Origin of the sequence: Dyadobacter sp. OTU695 (assembly GCF_038440355.1) — a bacterium.
Taxonomy (GTDB): domain Bacteria; phylum Bacteroidota; class Bacteroidia; order Cytophagales; family Spirosomataceae; genus Dyadobacter.
Genome location: NZ_JASATN010000001.1, coordinates 778,447 through 798,798, shown reverse-complemented (window position 1 = coordinate 798,798; position 20,352 = coordinate 778,447). Strand labels below are relative to the sequence as shown.

At 49.8% G+C, this 20,352-nt stretch carries 16 protein-coding genes; 12 read left to right on the top strand and 4 right to left on the bottom strand.

Features of this window, described 5'->3' with window-relative positions; all coding sequences use genetic code 11:
* The first annotated feature begins 43 nt into the window (after positions 1-43).
* On the top strand, positions 44-547 hold the full coding sequence (locus AAHB90_RS03370) for a GtrA family protein (RefSeq protein ID WP_342083493.1): 504 nt from the start codon (positions 44-46) through the stop codon (positions 545-547).
* A gap of 3 nt (positions 548-550) precedes the next feature.
* Here AAHB90_RS03370 and AAHB90_RS03365 read toward each other — a convergent pair whose 3' ends face one another.
* The 4 genes from AAHB90_RS03365 to AAHB90_RS03350 form a co-directional block, all read right to left on the bottom strand.
* On the bottom strand, positions 551-1,732 hold the full coding sequence (locus AAHB90_RS03365) for an acetyl-CoA C-acyltransferase (RefSeq protein WP_342083492.1): 1,182 nt from the start codon (positions 1,730-1,732) through the stop codon (positions 551-553).
* 95 nt (positions 1,733-1,827) lie between these two features.
* Positions 1,828-2,079 (bottom strand): DUF6814 family protein, encoded by a 252-nt coding sequence (locus AAHB90_RS03360; RefSeq protein ID WP_342083491.1) that lies wholly within the window; start codon positions 2,077-2,079, stop codon positions 1,828-1,830.
* Between the two features lie 40 nt (positions 2,080-2,119).
* Entirely contained in the window at positions 2,120-3,655 is a 1,536-nt protein-coding gene (locus AAHB90_RS03355; protein WP_342083490.1) for an MFS transporter, read from the bottom strand.
* 130 nt (positions 3,656-3,785) lie between these two features.
* Positions 3,786-4,073 carry a hypothetical protein gene (locus AAHB90_RS03350; protein ID WP_342083489.1) on the bottom strand — a complete coding sequence of 96 codons (288 nt, stop codon included), beginning with the start codon at positions 4,071-4,073 and terminating at the stop codon, positions 3,786-3,788.
* Between the two features lie 289 nt (positions 4,074-4,362).
* On the opposite strand from AAHB90_RS03350, the gene AAHB90_RS03345 reads away from it, so the two are divergent.
* The 11 genes from AAHB90_RS03345 (at position 4,363) to AAHB90_RS03295 (ending at position 20,326) form a co-directional block, all read left to right on the top strand.
* Positions 4,363-5,100 (top strand): carbohydrate-binding family 9-like protein, encoded by a 738-nt coding sequence (locus AAHB90_RS03345; protein WP_342083488.1) that lies wholly within the window; start codon positions 4,363-4,365, stop codon positions 5,098-5,100.
* A 212-nt stretch (positions 5,101-5,312) separates the two neighbouring features.
* Positions 5,313-6,416: a lactonase family protein gene (locus AAHB90_RS03340; protein WP_342083487.1), complete on the top strand. Its 1,104-nt coding sequence runs from the start codon at positions 5,313-5,315 to the stop codon at positions 6,414-6,416.
* A gap of 299 nt (positions 6,417-6,715) precedes the next feature.
* Positions 6,716-7,258, top strand: a complete 543-nt coding sequence (locus tag AAHB90_RS03335; protein WP_342083486.1) for an RNA polymerase sigma factor — start codon at positions 6,716-6,718, stop codon at positions 7,256-7,258.
* 69 nt (positions 7,259-7,327) lie between these two features.
* Positions 7,328-8,365: a FecR family protein gene (locus tag AAHB90_RS03330; RefSeq protein WP_342083485.1), complete on the top strand. Its 1,038-nt coding sequence runs from the start codon at positions 7,328-7,330 to the stop codon at positions 8,363-8,365.
* A 131-nt stretch (positions 8,366-8,496) separates the two neighbouring features.
* Positions 8,497-11,955, top strand: coding sequence for a SusC/RagA family TonB-linked outer membrane protein (locus AAHB90_RS03325; protein ID WP_342083484.1), 3,459 nt, complete (start codon positions 8,497-8,499; stop codon positions 11,953-11,955).
* A gap of 12 nt (positions 11,956-11,967) precedes the next feature.
* Complete coding sequence (locus AAHB90_RS03320; RefSeq protein WP_342083483.1) at positions 11,968-13,542, top strand: SusD/RagB family nutrient-binding outer membrane lipoprotein; 1,575 nt, start codon at positions 11,968-11,970, stop codon at positions 13,540-13,542.
* A 245-nt stretch (positions 13,543-13,787) separates the two neighbouring features.
* Positions 13,788-15,008 (top strand): aminotransferase class V-fold PLP-dependent enzyme, encoded by a 1,221-nt coding sequence (locus AAHB90_RS03315; RefSeq protein ID WP_342083482.1) that lies wholly within the window; start codon positions 13,788-13,790, stop codon positions 15,006-15,008.
* Positions 15,009-15,061: 53 nt separating this feature from the next.
* On the top strand, positions 15,062-16,312 hold the full coding sequence (locus AAHB90_RS03310) for an amidohydrolase/deacetylase family metallohydrolase (protein WP_342083481.1): 1,251 nt from the start codon (positions 15,062-15,064) through the stop codon (positions 16,310-16,312).
* A gap of 97 nt (positions 16,313-16,409) precedes the next feature.
* Positions 16,410-18,143 (top strand): PQQ-dependent sugar dehydrogenase, encoded by a 1,734-nt coding sequence (locus tag AAHB90_RS03305; RefSeq protein ID WP_342083480.1) that lies wholly within the window; start codon positions 16,410-16,412, stop codon positions 18,141-18,143.
* Positions 18,144-18,270: 127 nt separating this feature from the next.
* A complete protein-coding gene (locus tag AAHB90_RS03300) occupies positions 18,271-18,702 on the top strand; it encodes a c-type cytochrome (protein ID WP_342083479.1) in 432 nt (143 codons plus the stop codon).
* A gap of 127 nt (positions 18,703-18,829) precedes the next feature.
* Positions 18,830-20,326 carry a PQQ-dependent sugar dehydrogenase gene (locus tag AAHB90_RS03295; protein WP_342083478.1) on the top strand — a complete coding sequence of 499 codons (1,497 nt, stop codon included), beginning with the start codon at positions 18,830-18,832 and terminating at the stop codon, positions 20,324-20,326.
* Positions 20,327-20,352 lie beyond the last annotated feature (26 nt).

Below are 20,352 nucleotides of genomic sequence, written 5' to 3'. Positions count from 1 at the left end.
GGGCCTCAATCAGGTTCGCCGTTCCAAACAAACTAACACACCAGTGACCCAAATCAAGCAGAACAAGATCTTCAATCCCAAAGATATCATAGCCTATTTTCTTGTCGCGGGTACCGGTGCTTTGATCCAGTTAGTTTCCAGCAGTCTTATTCAGGATTGGTTTAATATTTCCTGGAAAAATTCGATCGTCCCTTCCTACATCATCGGTTTTTTCTGGGGTTTTACCCTCACCAAGCTTTTTGCATTCGACGCGCGCCGCAGTAATCAGACACGTCGTGAAATGGTTAAATTCCTGATGGTTTCAATGGTTTCGCTCTTCATTACCTGGGCATTCACTATCGGATCGTCGGCATTTCTCGTCGATTACCTGGGCATGCAGGTTTACAAAGTGAAGTTCTCCTTCGCCAAAAAAGAAGTGAATGTGACGGAAATGGTTTGTTATGTGATCGGGATGGGGTTCAGCTTTATCAGCAATTACATTCTGCACAAAACCTTCACTTTCAAAAGCACCGGTTTTTACAATCGCCTGAAAGTACTGATCCGCTGATCCTTACAACCTTTCCACGATCATAGCAGAAGCTCCTCCGCCGCCGTTACAAATGGCTGCGAGCCCGTATTTGCCATTATTTTTCTCCAAAACAGATAATAATGTCGCGATAATGCGCGCACCGGAAGCACCCAGAGGATGCCCGAGCGATACCGCGCCGCCGAAGACGTTGACCTTTTCGACATCGAGGTCCAAAGCCTGAATGTAGGCTAACGCAACGACGGCAAATGCCTCATTTACTTCGAAATAGTCGATATCGGAAATTTTCAATCCGGCTTTTTTCAAAACCTTTTCCGTGGCCAGAACAGGCGTAGTGGTAAACCAGGCAGGTTCCTGCTCCGCGTCGGCATAGGCCACAATGCGGGCAATGGGTTTGAGACTGTTTGCATTAACAGCATTACTACCCGCCAATACCAATGCAGCACCGCCGTCATTGATGGTGGAAGCATTGGCCGCGGTTACGGTACCATCTTTGGAAAAGACGGGTTTTAGTGTGGGGATTTTATCGAATTTGACGCGTTTATATTCCTCGTCCTCGCGTACGATAGTCGTTTCTCCTTTTGCGGATACGATTTCAACGGGCACGATTTCATCTGCAAAAGAACCATTAGCCGTAGCCTCCGCAGAACGCCGGTAGGAACGTATAGCGAATTCATCCTGCGCCTCGCGGGAGATGTTGTATTTCAAAGCGGTTTTATCACCGCAGACGCCCATACCAATCTGGTCGTAAACATCTGTGAGTCCGTCTTTGAGCAGCCCGTCGATAATTTCGCCGTGACCGTATCCATAGCCATTCCTGCCTTTAGGTAAATAATAAGGGATTTGCGACATATTCTCCATTCCGCCGGCCACTACAATACCGGCATCGCCCAACTGAATCGCCTGAGCGCCCAAAGCCGTTGCTTTCATTCCCGAAGCGCAAACTTTGTTCACCGTAGTACAAATCACCGAAACCGGCAACCCCGCATAAATAGCTGCCTGCCGCGCCGGTGCCTGTCCCAGATTCGCGGAAACCACATTACCCATCAGCACCTCGTCCACCGACGCCGGATCAACGCCCGACTTTGCCAATGCGCCCTGAATGGCCGTCGCACCCAGTTTTGCCGCATGTACCGAAGAGAGCGCACCTCCAAAACTGCCAATGGGTGTACGTGAAGCAGAAAGAATAAAAACGTCAGTTTGCATTTTGAGTTTAAAGTTTATGAGTTGATGAGTGTAAAGCACCCTTTGAAACACCCAATTTAACTCATAAACTTTAAACTTATTACCTCATGACCTTCTCAAACCTCCTCCGAGCTCTCCGGCAGGTGATCATACTCTCCCTTCCAGGCGTAGTAGCCGAAAATCACCAGTCCGGTGCAAATGGGAATGAAAATAAGGATGATGATCGCCCATTGCAGGGTCGTGTTCGTGCGGGCGATGCCTTCCGCCGCGGCGGCGATCTTGTCGGCCGCCTGCATGAAGAGAAACAGAATGATAACCGGACCGAGCACGATCCAGAGAAGCCCTAGTATTTTCTTTAAACCGCTCATTTTTTATTGGTTGTTTAAATGTCAAATGCCTTTAAAATGGTTAGTCCATCACATTTTCATCACGGCGGTTATCGATATAAACCGCCCCGATGACGAACGACAATGCGGCAATTCCGATCGGGTACCAAAGTCCTGAAAGTGGTGTAGAGCCCTGGAATGAAGCGATCAATGTGGCAATAAACGGCACCAGTCCCCCGAAAACACCGTTCCCGATGTGATAAGGCAGCGACATGGAGGTATATCGGATTTTTGTTGGGAAGAGCTCGACAAGAAACGCAGCAATAGGGCCGTAGACCATCGTAACGAGCAACACCTGGAAGAATACCAATGCGATTACCATGATATAAGATCCGGTAGAGAGTGTCACGTCCTTGATCACCGTCTGTACGGCGGGCACTTCGGCCAGTACATCTTCGGTAATAACCTCCACCTTCGATTCTTTGAAAGTCATGCCGTTTGTCAGTGTTTTCGTGACGGTCGTCGTGATCAACGAATCTGCCGTGTCGGGAACCAGCCCGCGCTCGACTACCGGTTCTGATTCGCTCAGGAGCATGGTTTTCTGCATTTCCTTCACGTTCGTGGCATCCAGGAAATACTGGTAGATCGGCCGGTAGCAGACCACACCGAGCAGCATCCCGGTCAGCATAATCCATTTGCGGCCCACTTTATCGCTCCACGACCCAAAAATCACAAAAAACGGCGTCGCAAAAACAATTGCCCACAGCAGAATGTACCGCGATTCGTTGAAATCCAGTTTACAGGTATTTTCGAGAAAAGACTGCGCATAAAACTGGCCTGTATACCATACTACCCCCTGCCCCATGGTGGCACCAAATAATGCGACAAGAACCATCTTGAAATTCGCTTTCTTCTGAAAACTTTCTTTCAAAGGGTTAGTGGATACTTTCCCTTCGGCTTTCAGTTTGGAGAAAACCGGCGACTCGTGCATCTTCATACGTATGTAAATCGACACCACCACGAGCAGTATCGACACCAGAAACGGAATGCGCCAGCCCCAGTCGGCAAAATTTTTGGCGCCCAGAACGTTTTTGGTCAGCACGATTACCCCCAGCGAAAGGAACAGGCCCAATGTGGCGGTCGTTTGGATCCAGCTCGTAAAAAAGCCACGCTTCCCCACGGGCGCATGCTCTGCTACATAGGTGGCCGCACCGCCGTACTCACCCCCGAGCGCGAGCCCCTGTACGAGCCGAAGGATAAGCACCAGAATAGGTGCCGCGTAGCCGATACTGGAATAGGAAGGAATGAGGCCGATGAGGAATGTAGAGCCACCCATCAGCACGAGGGTCAGCAAAAATGTATATTTCCGTCCGATAAGGTCCCCCAGCCGGCCAAATACCAATGCGCCAAAGGGGCGTACGATAAAGCCGGCGGCGAAGATCGCCAGCGTATTGATCAGCGCCGAGGCACCGGCGTCGCTCGGGAAGAGCTGCTGGCCGATAATGACGGCCAGGCTGCCGAAAATGTAGAAATCATACCATTCAATTAATGTACCTAAGGATGAAGCAGCGATTACCTGCGTAATGCTTTGTGTAACATTGGATTCGGTGGAACGCATGGATTAGGAAAGGTGAGGAATTGAACAATTTAGGTGAATAAGTCACAACCCGCATTTCATTACTCATAACACGCGCATAAAAAAGCCCCTGGAAATGATCCAGAGGCCAGTCTTATTTTTTAAACGATTATCAAAAATCGTCGTCATCATCGTCAAAATCGTCGAGTCTACGAAGTAGTTCGTCACCATCTTCGATAACTACTTCGCGATCGTCTATATCTTCATCAAACTCGTCGATGACCTTTTCATCGTCGATATCTTCATCCAAGTCCTCCTCTTCGTCGTCATCATCTCCGTAAGGATCTTGCGCTACCGGACGGGTCTTTTTTGTGCTCCCTTGGTAGTCAGGGAAAACAGCTGGTTCTAAAATCGCCTCGCTGATGTCAGCAAAGGCCAGTTCTCCACTTTCGCGTATCATGACAGTGTTTTGTTAAATGTTTTCAATTTTTAAACGTACGACCAAATTATTAAAATATTCCGCTACCATATCTTCTTTCCTGTCGAAAGATTTCATCAATAATTGACACTACAAAAATAATGATTTGGTAAAATGTAAAAACCTCTTGAAATTGCCAGAGAGAAAAAAAATCATCGCCTCTTGCCCCGGAATGCATGCATCGCCGGATAGCTATCAGCACATCTGACTGCAAATGAACACACTTGGCAATACCTGAACCTATTTTCCTAATCCTAACCCTTTTTATTGAATGTTGAAAAAATTTGTTCTCATGGGACTGCTTGCTTGCGGCCTCATGTATAGGGGACACGCCGCCGACGCCATTCCCGACTCTTCCCTGACCGTTAAGAAAACTACGGACTTTAAAGTGAACGGCGAAGGTACCGCCTCCAACTGGTCGGCTGCGCAATGGTTCAACATCACCGTTCAGAAAGGGCCCAACCAGCCGGCACCCGGAAAGCAGTTCCCTACCCGCGTCAAAATCCTTTACTCTGACAAGGGCATGTATTTCCTCTTCGACTGCACCGACCAGAAACTGACCTCGACCATCATGGAAGACTTCGGCGCGTTGTTCAAGGAGGATGTGGTAGAAGTATTTCTTTGGCCGGACACTTCTGTACCCATTTACCTTGAATACGAAGTTTCCCCGCTGAACTACGAACTGGCGATCCTCGTCCCGAATATCAAAGGCCGCGCACAAGGCTGGAAACCCTGGCATTACAACGAGCGTAACCGCGTACAGCACGAAACCAGCGCGCAAGGAGGACAGAAGAAAAGCATGGCGGCCGTAGAAGGCTGGAAAGCGGAGTTCTTCATTCCATTCGCATTGATGAACCCTATTGCCAATGCAGCTCCCAAAGCCGGAGACAAATGGCGCGGCAATTTTTACCGCATCGATTACGACAGCGAAACTGCCTATTATTCCTGGCAAAAAACCGGCGGCAGCTTCCACGAATTCAACAAATTCGGCACGTTAGTGTTTGAATAGCGGGCACGGAAGATTAAGGAGGCACCTACGGAGCCAAAAATCGTAGGTTGCGATCTGCTTCTATAAACAGTACGCCCCTCCGGGGCAAAACGCCAGGCCCCGCGGGCCACTCTGTTTATGGAAACCTAAGCAAACCCGATGCCGAACTCCGTCAGGAGTTACCTGGAAAATATACATGACCATATTACCAACATAATTCCCAAAGACTTATCATGAAACGAACCATTCTTTCATTCATCCTCTTATTGACGGCTATGACAGCTTTCGCGCAGAAATCCAAAAAGGAAATACTGTATCTGGGCACCTACACCCAAAAGGGCGAGGGTATTTATGTCTACGAATTCGACCGCAGCGACTACTCTTTCAAGGAGTTACAGGTGCTGACGAGCAAGACCAGCCCGTCATTTCTCGAATTTCACCCCAATAAAAAGTACTTGTACGCGGCCAATGAAGGCAATAGCACGGTCTCTGCCTACGCGATCGATCAGACTTCCGGCAAACTCACGGCGTTGAATTCCCAGCCGTCACAAGGCCGCGGCCCGTGCCATGTTAGCGTTGATCCAAAGGGACGTTTCATTTATTTATCGAATTACGGCAGTGGCGATCTGGCCGTGTATAAACTAAACCTGGACGGCAGCATCGGCGCATTGGCCGATACCATTCAGGACAAAGGGCGGCCGGACCAGAAGCCCCATATGCACTCCATTATCCCCTCCGCGGACGGCAAGTACATTTACGCTTCGGATCTGGGCATTGACAAAATCATGGTATACTCGGTTGATCCACAGACCGGTAAGCTGGCGCCCGGTTCGGTTCCTTATGCGGAGGTAAAAGCCGGCGACGGTCCACGACACTTCGCGATCCATCCCAACGGCAACTTTGGCTATTCCGCTTGCGAGCTGGCTTCGGTGGTCAATTCATTCAAAATCGTGAAGGGCAGCGGCGCATTGGTGCCGTTCGAGCGCGTCACGATGCTACCTTCGGATTTTACCGGTAAAAGCTACGCAGCAGACATTCACTTCTCACCAGACGGCAAGTTTCTCTATGCTTCCAACCGCGGTCATGAAAGCCTTGCCATTTACGCGGTAGACGCCAAAACCGGGAAACTCACTGTTGCCGGACATGCCGATACGCATGGCAAGCACCCGCGTAACTTCCTGATCGACGCGAAGGGCGAATTTGCCATTGTTACCAACCGGGATAACGACAATGCGGTGTTCTTCAAACGCGACGCAACTACCGGCCAATTGACTTATACCGGGAAAGAGATCAGCGCCCCTACGCCGGTGTGCGTGAAACAACTGTTTCTGAACTAGTTCTTGCCGAAACAATGCCCCTGATGGAAATGGGCGCCAGTCGCTGAAAAAACAATATTGAAGAATATTTCCAGCGACTTTCGCTTATTTCCATCAACTTTTATAATTTTAGAAATCTGAATGCTATTCTTCGTTATAATTTAAAATACACCAAACAAAATATTACTATTTTAATTTCTGGCACAAAAATTGACTTGTACAGACCCTAAATAGTTGATATGGGCCGATCACTCCGGGCGCTCGATAAGATCATTGAATAAAGTTTTGGAATTACCTGATACCCAATTTAGCGACAGTTTATGATGAACGGCCAGGATGATTTGCTTCTTATTTCCCTGATCAAGCAAGGAGATAACCGGGCGCTGGATTGCCTCTTCCGGAAATACTATTACTCGCTATGCCGTTTTGCCACCTACCTCAATAACCGTAAAGACCTCGCCGAGGAGATCGTAGCCGATGTTTTTTTCAGGATCTGGGAAAAGCGCGATAGCCTGACGGTCGAAAAGAATGTCCGCTCCTACCTCTTCACGGCCACGCGGCACACCTGCATTAACTACATGAAGCAGGAAAAATACGTCATGGAAGAGCTCAGTGATGATATGATCGAAGAAACGCCCGGCCCTGACGACGAACTGATGTACCAAGAGCTCGAAACCCGCATTACCGACCTCATTAATTATCTCCCCCAAAAAAGAAAGGCGATCTTCCAACTCAACCGATTCGAGGGATTTACCTACAACGAAATCGCCGAAATCCTCTCCCTTTCCGCCAAAACAGTAGAAAACCAAATGGGTAAGGCCATTAAACAGCTGAAACTTCTGCAAAAAACTTATCAGATTTAAAAAAAATTCTGAAAGGATGGGGGTATGCCTATTTTTTATTTGTCCTAACATTAGAAAGCTCTGAATTTGATGTCCGATCACACACCATGGCCCCTTATCGCCAAGTATTTAGCTGGCGAATGCAGCCCGGAAGAAAAACTGGCTATGGAATGGTGGCTTGAAGAATATGATAACCTGCTGTTGTTCCGGCAGATAGAAGCGGCGTGGAAGCAGGAAAAGGCACCAGAAAACAATTCGGCATTCAATATGGAAAGCGGGCTCGCCCTACTTCACGCGAAGATGGAGGAGCAGGAAGATGCAGCAGGCGAAGAAGCCCCAGCACGGCCCCGTTTCTTTAAAATCAGCCCCTGGATGGCCGCAGCAGGCATTTTGCTGGCAACAGGATTGGGCTACCTGCTTGTAAGCAGGCAACAGGACACACAGCATACCGCCCGCACGGCAATGGAAACCCGGACCAGCGGCGCCAAAGATATCGTGAGCGTAGAACTGCCCGACGGGACGCAGGTATGGCTCAATAAAAACAGTAAAATCGAGTACCCCAAAACGTTTGACGGTGATGAAAGACAGGTTTTCCTGGAAGGAGAAGCATTTTTCGAGGTGGTACCAAACCCCGACAAGCCGTTTATCGTGAAAAGCGACAAGGTGTCGACGCGGGTTTTGGGGACTTCATTCGACGTGCGCGCATATAAGGGCGACGAGACTGCATCGGTGTCGGTTGCGACCGGGAAAGTGGAGGTAAGTAAGGAGATCGAGGAGGGCGAGCCGGTCCGGATAACGCAACTCACGCCGCAACAGGAACTCGTGATCAATACCAAAAAAGACGAAACGTATATAGATATCGTCAGCATATTTGACATTGGCGCATGGCGTAAGGACCAACTCGTTTTCCGAAACAATACATATAGTGAAGTAATCGCCCGGTTGGAAGAGCACTATGGAGTAACGATCACTCTGACAGACAAGAACCTGAAAGATTGTCGTGTGATGGCCAACTTCAACCAGGGCGCCACATTAAAGGATGTACTCAAACTATTAAGTATTTCTAACTCGTTCCGCTACAAGGTAGAAGGCACCCAGGTTACCGTTCAGGGCGGGGCTTGCAGATAATTCACAATCAGACAGATAACAAACAAGGCTCACGGCCTTAGCGTGTAAACATTGCATTTACCGATCAGTATTACTATGTGCAGTTTTATATAATCCCTCAATTCCTAATTTAACCTTTTCTACCCAATCGTATGAGCAAATTATTACCAGTACAACAACGCCATGCCGCGAGTCGGCACTGGAAGCTATTCGTGCTGATGGTCATGGTCTTGGCGAGCCTCAGACCGGCCTTCGCGATAAATCCAGGCTCCGTGCAGAGCATCGAGGAAGTAAAGATTTCGCTTTACCTGAAAGAAGTCACTTTACAAAAAGCATTTCTGGCCATTGAGAAAAAAAGTGATTTCAAGTTCGTGACAAGCATCGAGCGAATCGATAAAAAGAAACGCATTTCGGTTTCACTGGAAAGTAAAACGGTAAAAGAAGTGCTGGAAACCATACTCGCGGGCACAGGACTGGGTTATACTCAGATCAACAACAACATAGTAATCAATGATAAACCGGTTTCGCATGCCACTCACCCCCAGGCGCCTCTCTCTTCACAGGTAGCCACGACGCTCGCCAAAGAAGTAACCGGAACGGTAAAAGATGCCAAGGGCGCAGGCATTCCTGGAACCAACATATTGGTAAAGGGCACTACGACCGGAACAACCACCGATATGGACGGCAAGTTTTCGATCAATGTGCCGGACGACAATTCGGTCCTCACCGTCTCTTCAATCGGCTACACCAGCCAGGAAATCACCGTCGGCAGCCGCTCGGTGATCGAGGTCGTTTTATTGGACGATGTGAAGCAACTGGGCGAAGTGGTCGTAACCGCGCTGGGTATCGAAAAGGATGCTAAAAGCATGACCTATGCACAGCAGAATGTCGGCGGAGAAGAACTGACGCGAGTGAAAGACCCTAACATGGTGAACTCGCTCGCTGGTAAGGCTGCCGGTGTGGTTATCACAAAAGGAACAGGCGGTCCGGGTTCGTCCTCGAAAGTGCTCCTTCGGGGCAATAAATCGATTACAGGCAACAACCAGCCACTATATGTGATCGACGGTATTCCTATGAACAATGCCAATGGCAGCCAGGGAAGCACATTATTCGATACGCGGGATGCAGGCGATGCGATCTCCAACCTCAACCCGGAAGACATTGAAAACATCTCGATTCTGAAAGGGGCGTCTGCCGCAGCATTGTACGGCAGTCAGGCAGCGAACGGGGTTATTTTGGTTACCACAAAAAGAGGCCGGAAGGGTCATGCATCGATCAACTTCTCGTCTACCGCGAATTTCGAAAACCCTATTGCCCTGCCGCAGGTACAAACTTCCTACGGACAAGGCTACGGCGGCGTGGCCAATACCGCTGTTAATGATAGCTGGGGACCGAAAATCACAAATGGAAGCGACAAGCACCTAAAAGATTTTTTCAATACCGGTAAGACTTTTGTAAACAGCCTTTCTATTACAAATGGCAATGATATCGGCCAGTTCTATGTGTCGTACGCGAATACCAAAGCCAACGGTATTGTTCCAGAAAACGACTACAACCGTCACAATGTAAACCTTCGCGGTACCACGCAGCTTTTCAACAATAAGCTTTCCCTCGACGCGTCCGTCAACTATATCGAGCAAAAAGTCTACAACCGTCCGCAATCGGGCTTCTATTACAGCCCTATTTTCAGCCTTTACCTGTTTCCGACAGGTGATAATTTCTCTAAGTACAGCGGAAACAACTTCGAAAAATGGGACCCATCCCGCCTGATGAACGTGCAAAACTGGCCGTACATTAAAAATGAGGCGAGCTCTAACCAGAATCCTTACTGGCTTTCCAAACGCAACCAGACCGACCAGTTTCGCAACCGCACCATTTACGCATTCTCCGCCAAATGGGCGATCACCGACTGGCTGAACCTCCAGGGACGCGCGACTTACGATAAAGTGCAGGACACTTACGAACTGCGCCAGTATGCATCGTCCGATCCGACGCTTGTTGGGAACAATGGTGGCTACCGTAAGAACCTTACCAACACCGACCAACTCTATTCCGATGTTTTGCTGAGCGGTACTAAGACATTTGGTAAAGACCTGTTCCTTTCAGCTACTTTGGGTTTCAGCAACACGCAGAATACGTTTTATGACATGAACGTGGGTAACAATGGCGCGACGAATACATTATCTTACCCTAATTATTTCTCGGTATATGCATTGCAAAGCTTGACAGGACAAGGTTTCTTCAATGCCACCGAAAGTTTGCAGAAAAGACTTTCACAAGCTTTGTTCGGAACTGCTACCGTGGGCTATAAGGAAACATTCTTTGTAGATGTGACTGCACGGAAAGAATGGTCATCGACGGTGAACCAGTCATTCTTCTATCCTTCTGTGGGTCTGTCGTATGTACTGACGGAGCATTTGAAGCCGAGCAACATACTCTCGTTTGCGAAAGTGCGTGCGTCCTATGCCGAAGTAGGTAATGCGCTGCCATTCGGTGTGGCCAACTGGACACCGCCGTATTCGCTGTCGAACGACGAAAACGTGAATGGCCGCGGTACATTGCCGTTTTTCAGCGGAAGCGACACCACCAGCCTGAAACCGGAACGTACACGTTCTTACGAGATCGGAACCGAGCTCCGTTTCTTCAAGGACAAGCTGAGCTTTAACCTTACCTATTACAATGCGACCACCTACGATCAGGTATTCCAGATCCAGGCACCGGCAGGCGCAGGAGCTGCCAATTTCTGGATTAACGGCGGTACGATCCGCAACAAAGGCTTTGAATCGACGCTGAGCTACAAAGCCGATCTGGGCGGAGGCATCACCTGGACACCTACCCTGAACTTTTCAAGAAACGTGAACCAGATACGCGAGCTCAGCAGCTTGCTCAAATCAGACTGGTTTGTGTTGCAGGCAGGCGGAAGTACGAGGATGCTGCAACTGTTCCTGACGCGCCCCGGCATTCCCAACCTCGGCGGTCGTGAGTACGGTTCTTACGGCGATTTGTTTGGCAAAACCTATCAAAGAGACGCTAACGGCAATATTAAATACAATGAGACAACCGGCCTTCCGCTTCTCTCGCCGGGTACTGACCAGTACCTTGGCAATGCGAACCCCAAGTTCCTGCTGGGTTTCAACAACCAGTTTAAATACAAAAACGCAACGCTTTCATTCCTGGTAGACGGACGTTTCGGCGGCAAAATCGCTTCCATGACCGAGCAATGGCTTGATTTCAAAGGTCTTTCCAAGAGATCGGGTGATGCCCGTGATGCAGGCGGCGTAAAAGTGAACGGCAATGTGATACCGGCCGAGACGTACTACAACTTCATATCGGGCAAGGGCGATGTTGCTGCTGCCGCAGAAGAGTATATGTTTAGTGCAACCAATGTCCGTATGCGTGAATTGGCGCTTGGCTATACTTTCCCCAAAGTGTCTAAGGCGATCAAAGACATCAGCGTTTCATTTATCAGCAGAAACCTTTTCTTCTTCTATAAAGACGCGCCGTTCGATCCCGAAGTCAGCATTACCACCGCAAACGCCATGCAGGGAATCGAAGGATTCAGCATTCCTGCAACCCGTTCTTATGGTGTAACCGTTCGTGCAACCTTCTAATAACTACCTCTTATGAAATTCTTTCTTGAAAAACATAAATACAGCGTATTGTTCCTCGGATGCCTGCTATCCGTTTCGTCCTGCACAGATTATATGCAAACCCTGAACCAGGACGAAAAGCTCATTACCGACGAGCAGCTGGTTCAGGATGCCAATGAGGGCGGAATTCTGCTGCCACTGATGATGAACCGCATCGTTGCGACTACTACCGCCGTTCAAACCCAGCAAAATCTTCAAGCGGAATCATATGCTGGTTACCTGGAAACGCCTACGCCGTTCCTCAACAATGAAAATACCACCACGTATTTCATGGTCGACGGCTGGAACAACAACGCATGGAACACCTCGACTCAAAACGTGATGGACCAGTGGCTGCAAATGTGGAAGAAGGGCTATGAAACCAAATACCCGGATTTGTACGCCATTTCCCTGATCATCAAAGTTGCCGCCGCGCACCGCCTGGTAGATACCTTCGGCCCCTACCCTTATACGAAATACGGTACGGCTGCCCAGGTTGATTTCGATTCCGAGGAACAGGCTTACACGGCATTCTTCGCCGAGCTGGATAAGGCCGTAACGGCGCTCAAAGCAGCCGAAACCGCCAACCCCAATGCCGACAAAACCCGTTTTGCCAAATGGGACAAGTCTTCGCTCCTGGGAGAATATACCAACTGGATCAAGCTGGCTAACACATTGCGTTTGCGCCTTGCAATCCGCATCTCCAAAGTAAAGCCTGACGTGGCCAAAACGGAAGGGGAAAAAGCGGTGGCGGCAGAAAGCGGCGGGCTCCTTACGGATGTCGGATTTTCGGTTACGCCTACCACTACCAACCCGTATTACACAATGGCCAATGCGTGGTCTGATACCCGTTTGTCGGCCACGATCGAAACATTCCTGACCGGTTTCAATGACCCGAGGCTTCCGTTCTATGCCGTACCAGCTACCGATCCGGCCGCAGGAGGAAAGATCAAAGGTATTCGGGCTGGTTCGGACAGGCCTGAGAAGAGCCGGTACCAGTTCTATTCGCTTCCAAACGTGTCTACCACGTCACCGGTGAAGCAAGTGGATGTTGCTGAAAGCTATTTCCTGAAAGCGGAAGGCGCATTGCGCGGCTGGAATATGGGTGGTACAGCGCAGAAGTTTTACGAGGACGGTATCAAGGCATCCTTCAAAGCCAATGGTGCGAGCGGTGCGGATGAATACCTTTTGAGTACCGGAACGCAGATCGCCTACGTCGACCCGAAAAACACGGCCAACAACCTGCCCGCTCAAACTAAAGTGACGGTAAAATGGAGCGACGCCGACAATTTCGAAACCAAACTGGAAAAGATCATCACCCAGAAATGGATCGCGCTGTATCCGGAAGGTACCGAAGCCTGGTCCGAATTCAGGAGAACGGGTTATCCCAAACTTTACCCGGTTGCCGTTACAAAAAACCCCGACCTCCCTGCAGGCACGTTCATAAAAAGACTGACCTACCCTACGGCTGTGACCAATTCCAGCGGTGACGCCGTCAAGGCGGCGGTAGCGGCGCATTTAGGTGGAAAAGACAGTGCAGCGACCCCAATCTGGTGGGATGTAGATTAAAGTAGACGAGTAGTACGAAGTGCCCTCCGGAACAATTTCACCGGATGGCACTTTTAAAGCCCACTCCTCCGGAATAAAAAGGCACCGAAACGGGTATTGACCAAAGTTTATTTTTTATTTTTTAAATTATTGAAAAAATAATCCCACAAAACAGAGTATTGAGGCCCATAAAATGCATCCTTCCTCTGGATATGTCTAAACCGTTCTGTCAAGCCTTTAACCAATCTATTCAGTCCTTAACCATCATGATAAACCGCAGAGATTTAATCAAGCATCTGTCCACAGTTCCCCTCCTGGGCGGATTTTTGGGCAATGGTACCGCCGAGGCTGCCGGCCTCCTGGCCAAGGCGCCGGTCCGCAACCTCGCCAAAGAACTCGGCATCCGTACCTTTATTAATGCAGCCGGAACCTATACGATGATGACCGGCTCGCTCATGCAGGACGACGTGGTGGCCACGATCCAGGGAGCCGCCAAAGAATTTATGATGCTCGATGAAGTCCAGACCAAAGTCGGAGAGAAAATCGCCGCTATTACCCATGCCGAGTCGGCCGTTGTGACTGCCGGCTGCTTTTCGGCGCTCACGCTAGGGCTCGCGGGCGTGCTTACGGGTATGGACCAAAAGAAAGTGGAAGCATTGCCGCATCTGGAAGGTACCGGTATGAAATCGGAAGTGATTATCCAGAAAGGCCACAACATCGGCTATTCGCATGCATTGACCAATACAGGCTGTAAAATCGTTCAGGTTGAAACGGTGGAAGACTTGCAGAAAGCGATCAATGAGAAGACCGCATTGATGTGGTTCCTGCATATCCAGTCGGATAAAGGCCAGATCAAACACGAACAATGGATTGAAATCGCCAAAAAGAACGGCATTCCTACCATGATCGATATGGCTGCCGACGTACCGCCCGTCGAAAACCTCTGGCGTTTCAACGACCTGGGCTTCGACCTCGTGTGCGTGTCAGGCGGGAAAGCCATGCGCGGGCCGCAAAGCGCGGGTATCCTCATGGGCAAAAAACAATACATCGATGCTGCCCGCCTCAGTATGCCGCCTCGTGGCTCGACCATCGGCCGCGGTATGAAGGTGAATAAAGAAGAGATCCTCGGCATGTACGTCGCACTTGACAATTTCGTAAAGATGGATCATAAGAAAGAGTGGAAAATATGGGAAGATCGCGTGGCGACCATCGAGAATGCTGTAAAAAGCGTGAAAGGTGTCGTTACCGAAGTAACTGTCCCTGAACTGGGTAACCATACCCCCACATTAAAAGTATCATGGGATGCCGCCAAAATAAGCCTGCCTGTGAAGAGTTTACAGGAAAGCCTGCGGAAAGGCAACCCGTCGATCGAAGTAATGCCGGCAGAAAACAATTCGCTGACCATTACTACCTGGATGCTCAAACCGGGCGAGGAGAAAATCGTAGCATCCAGATTGAAAGAGGAACTGTCTAAAGCAGTTGTTTAAATATGTACAGTACCATTTAATATTCCTAAACCCAACCCTTTTCAAGAAGTAAAATGCAACACAGGTCTATCCTTTTCACTCTTCTGGCGTGTCTGCTCGGCCTGGTTTCCCGTGCCCAGACATACAGCATACTGATCAAGGGCGGCACGGTGATTGACCCGAAGAACAATATCAACCAGGTAATGGATGTCGGTATTTTCGAAGGGAAGATCAAAAAATTGGCGAAGGATATCGATCCGAAGGAGGCCCGCCAGGTGGTGGATGCCAAAGGGATGTATGTCACACCCGGATTGATCGATATTCATGGACACGTGTTTTTCGGTACCGAGCCAAACCATTACCTCAGTAATGGTTTGGTGGCGTTACCGCCCGATGGTTTCACCTTCCGCGTAGGCGTGACGACGATCGTCGACGCGGGCGGCGCCGGCTGGGATTCGTTTTCGGAGTTTAAAAAGAATATTATTTTCAACTCCAAAACCCGTGTACTCTCTTTCCTGAACATTGTTGGGCAAGGCATGCGGGGCGGAAACTGGGAGCAGGATACGGCAGATATGGACCCGAACCTGGCCGCGGGTGTCGCTATTAAGAACCGTAATGATGTCGTCGGTTTCAAAGTAGCACATTTTATGGGTAAGGACTGGAAGCCAGTGGATAATGCCGTAAAAGCCGGAAAACTGGCAAACATGCCGGTGATGGTCGATTTCGGCGGCAGCACGCCTCCCCTTCCGCTGGAAGAACTGTTTATGAAACACCTTCGCCCGGGCGACATTTACACGCACGCCTACACATTGCTCGAAGGCAATATCAGGGAAACGATTGTGGACGAAGCCACCCAAAAAGTGAAACCATTCGCGCTGGAAGCCCGCAGAAAAGGCATTATTTTCGACGTCGGCTACGGGGGCGCGAGCTTCAACTATTCCCAGGCGATTCCGGCTATGAAAGCTGGTTTTTACCCTAATACGATCAGCACCGACCTCCACACGGGCAGTATGAACGGCTCGATGAAGGATATGCTGAGCATTATGTCAAAGTTCTATAATATGGGTATGGACCTGCCATCGATCATCAAAGCCAGCACCTGGGAGCCGGCCAAAGTAATCCACCGCGAGCAGCTCGGCCACATTTCCGAAGGGGCCATCGCGGACGTAGCCGTATTCTCGATGCGGAAAGGCAATTTCGGATTTTACGACAAAACCGGCTACAAAGTCGAAGGCAAGGAGAAACTGGAATGCGAACTCACCGTCATGGGCGGAAAAATTGTTTACGATTTGAATGGCATTACTGCGCCGATATATTTGAAGTAGGCTATAGGCTATAAGCTTTAGGCCGTAAGCTGTAAATTGAAGCCTATTGCTTATAGCTTACAGCATCAAAATTCCCTAAACCCCTCTTAATCAACCTATGTTTAAAAAACGCCTGAAACTGTCTGCTTCCCTGCTAGCATTGCTGGCTTTGGGGTTTACGCAGCACTCCGACCGGGAGTTACCGGTTGTGAATACTAAAAATGGTGGTTTGTTTCTGCCTGAAGGGTTTGAGGCTACTGTGGTAGTCGACAGCCTTCCGGGCCGTGCGCGGCATATCGCGGTGAATGATAACGGTGATATTTATGTAAAGGCGCGATTCGCCGACAAAGGTGAGTCTGTAATCGCCTTGCGCGACACCAACAAGGATGGAAGGGCCGACATTATCAAGCGCTTCGGCGGCGCTGCCAGAGAACGCGCTTATGGTACGGCCATGCGGATTTACAAGGGTTACCTGTATTTCAGCTCCGAGTTGGTCGTGTACCGTTACAAACTGACACCCGGTAAGCTCGTTCCGGAAAGTCCGGAAGAAGTGATCCTCACCGACGACCACCCGCACGGCATGCACGAGCACATTGCCAAGCCGATCACATTCGATGATAAGGGTTTTATGTATGTGCCTTTTGGAGCCAATTCCAATGCCTGCCAGGAGCAAAACCGCACGCCTGGCTCCAAAGGAATGGATCCATGCCCTATTCTGGAAGACCACGGCGGAATCTGGAAATTCGATGCGAACAAGACCGGCCAGTTGCAGAAAGACGGCACCAAATTCGCGACCGGTTTGAGAAGCGTAGTCGCATTAGACTGGAATTTTCAGGATAACAACCTGTATGCCGTGCAACACGGCCGCGACGATCTTCTGCGCCTCTGGCCGCAGCTTTACAACGGCTGGCAAAGTGCGTTGCTGCCTTCGGAAGAATTTCTGAGGATTAAAGAAGGGACTCACGCCGGCTGGCCCTATTGTTATTGGGACCAAATGCAGGCCAAAAAGGTACTGAACCCCGAGTATGGTGGTGATGGTAAAATTGTAGGCCAATGCGATCAATACGAAAAGCCACTGATCGGTTTTCCAGGCCACTGGGCGCCTAACGACATTCTGTTTTATCAGGGCAATCAATTTCCGGAGCATTACAAAAACGGCTCTTTCATCGCCTTTCACGGATCAACGAACCGTGCTCCTTACCCCCAGTCGAGCTATTTCATTGGGTTTGTACCTTTTAAAAACGGCCAGGTCGCCGGTGAGTACGAGATTTTTGCCGACGGTTTCGCAGGCCTCGATCCGATCGTGAACGTAAGCGACGCAGTATACCGCCCGATGGGCATCGCTATGGGCCCGGACGGCGCTATTTATATCGCCGAAACCGAGAAGGGCAAAATTTGGAAAGTGACCTATAAGGGCAACAAGAAGAAGTTTGCCAAAGCCGCATTAGCAAAAATGGAGCAGCGGAAGACGATGACGCACGTTCGCACGCCCGATTTTGTCAACGATAACCTGGATAAGGACAAACCCATTGCCGGCGGAAAGGTATATAGCGTGTATTGCACCGCCTGCCACCAGCGCAATGGAATGGGCGACTCGCAGCGTTTCCCGCCGCTCGGAGGGGCAGAATGGGTCACCGGCGATAAAGAGCGGCTGATCAAGGTGTTGCTGAATGGCTTGGAAGGACCTATTGAAGTAAAAGGACAAGCTTACAATAACGTAATGCCACAGCACAGCTTTTTGAAAGACGAAGAAATTTCAGAGGTATTGACGCACATCCGGAGTAATTTCGGAAACAATGAAGGGCCAGTCACCACGGAAGAAGTAGCCAAAGTGCGGGCATCGCTTAAATAGCAAGATATTACGCCATTCATCTTCCAACCTCGTTTAAGCGGATATTACTCTCCGGCAATTGAGTGTTCCTTTGAAGGGGTTGGAGGAAGAATGGCAAGCGTAACTAACTCACCATTTCTGTATATTCATGCTGAAAAATAAAATCATAGCCGCAAGCTTTATCGTTCTTTCCGGGATCGGCCTCGTCGGGTTTTCTTCCGGGAAGCACACTTTCACACACAACAGGCAGGAACCCTGGAAGGCGCCGGCCTGGGCCGATACTTTGAAAAGTCCTTTCCACGAGGAGCCGCTCACACTCGCTCAGGGTGAAGAATTGTTTACATTATACTGTTCTTCCTGCCATGGCGAAGGCGGGTACGGCGACGGTGCCGCAGGTGGCGCGTTGGGTCAGAAACCAGCCAATTTCCACGATACGCTCGTCAAAGCCCAAAGCGACGGCTCGTTGTTCTGGAAAATGTCGAATGGCCGTGGGAATATGCCGCCGTTCCAGGATGTATTTACCGCCGAACAACGCTGGCAGCTAGTGGCTTACGTCCGGCATTTGGGCAAAAACGAATAGAACGCTTTTGAAATAATTACTTCGGCTATCGGCTGTCGGCTATCAAAAAAGTTGAAAGTTTAGTCGAAAGTCTAAGGCTAAAAGTTAAGCCGATAGCCGAAGTCACCTAAACCCCTTAAAAAACAACATGTTACATTACCGCCGCATTATTAAGTCCGGACTCACGTCGGTGCTCGCCCTGGGCATGACGTTTCCTATTTTCGGACAACAACGGGAAGTGTCGACTTCCGTACCCAAGGCACTTCGCGACGACATTACCATTGAAGAGTACATGAAAGTGGAACCGGAAGCGGTCCGGCTCATCCAGCATCCCATTACCGGCGAAATGTACTACACCACGTTTTTCGGTGATGTGGTCAAAATCGTTGTGGAAGACGGGAAGCCCGTGAGCAAAAAGCTACTCTCTGTGGAAGATCACGGCATTCCGCGCTTACAGGGAGCCGCGTTTCATGGCAATACCCTTTTCCTGGCAGGCAATGTGAGCGTCAATAACAACAAAGGCAACAAAGGCCGCATGGTCCGCTACGAGATGACGCAGGGCGTGGGAGCACCGGGCACCGCCAAACCGGAAATGACGGTCGTTTTCAATACCGTTGAATATGGCGCGAACAAAACGACATTCGACCACGGCTGGAACGCGTTGGAAATCAGTCCGGATGGCAAATACATTTACGTCAACACCGGTGCACGTACCGACCACGGCGAGGTGCAGGACAATGGGGGCGAATATCCCAATGCACGCGACAATGCGCTCACAGCGAATATTTTCCGCTTTCCGATCAATTCCAAAGACCTGTTGCTTTCAACAGATCTTGCCCAGCTGAAAGCCGACGGCTACATTTTTGCCGAAGGTATCCGCAATGCCTATGACATGGCCTTCGATGCTAAGGGCAACCTCTTCGCAGTTTCCAATTCCGGCGATTACGACCATCCCGAGGACATGTTCTGGGTTCGCAAGGGCCACCACTACGGTTTCCCGTGGGTAATGGGCGGCATCGATAACCCACAGCAGTTCCCCGATTTCCAGGCCGATCCCGAGAAAGACCCTTTCCTGAGCAAATTCGCATTCGCATTCCTCATGAAGTACTTTCACAACGATCCGGATTTTCCGAAACGACCAGCCGGCGTGAAATTCACACCTTCGGTTCAAAATCTGGGACCCGACGCCAATGAGTATCGTGATCGCAAAACCGGCGTGGTAATGGACGGCGACACTACCGGTGTCACCGTGGGCACTTTCAATGCGCACTCGTCGCCTCTGGGCATTTTCTTCGATACGCATAATGCATTAGGCAAGGAATTCACGGGCGACGGCTTTGTGATCCGCTACACCGGCGGTCCGCGTAACGGCGTCGTGAATCCGAACCCGTTGCGCAGATATGGAAAAGACCTCCTTCACCTCGAAATGACGTACGACAAAAAGACCGACAATTACAAAACCAAGACGACCAGTATTATCAACAACTTCACTGCTCCCACAGACGCATTGCTCGTTGGTAATACGCTTTATGTCATTGAGTATGGTGGCAAGCAAGGAGGAAACAAAGCGGGTGGCAGCCTCTGGAAAATCACCCTGCCCGCCAATGAAAAGCTGGCGAAAAAAGGCAAAAAGAAAACCTCGTAAATACATCTCGTTCTACATATAAACTT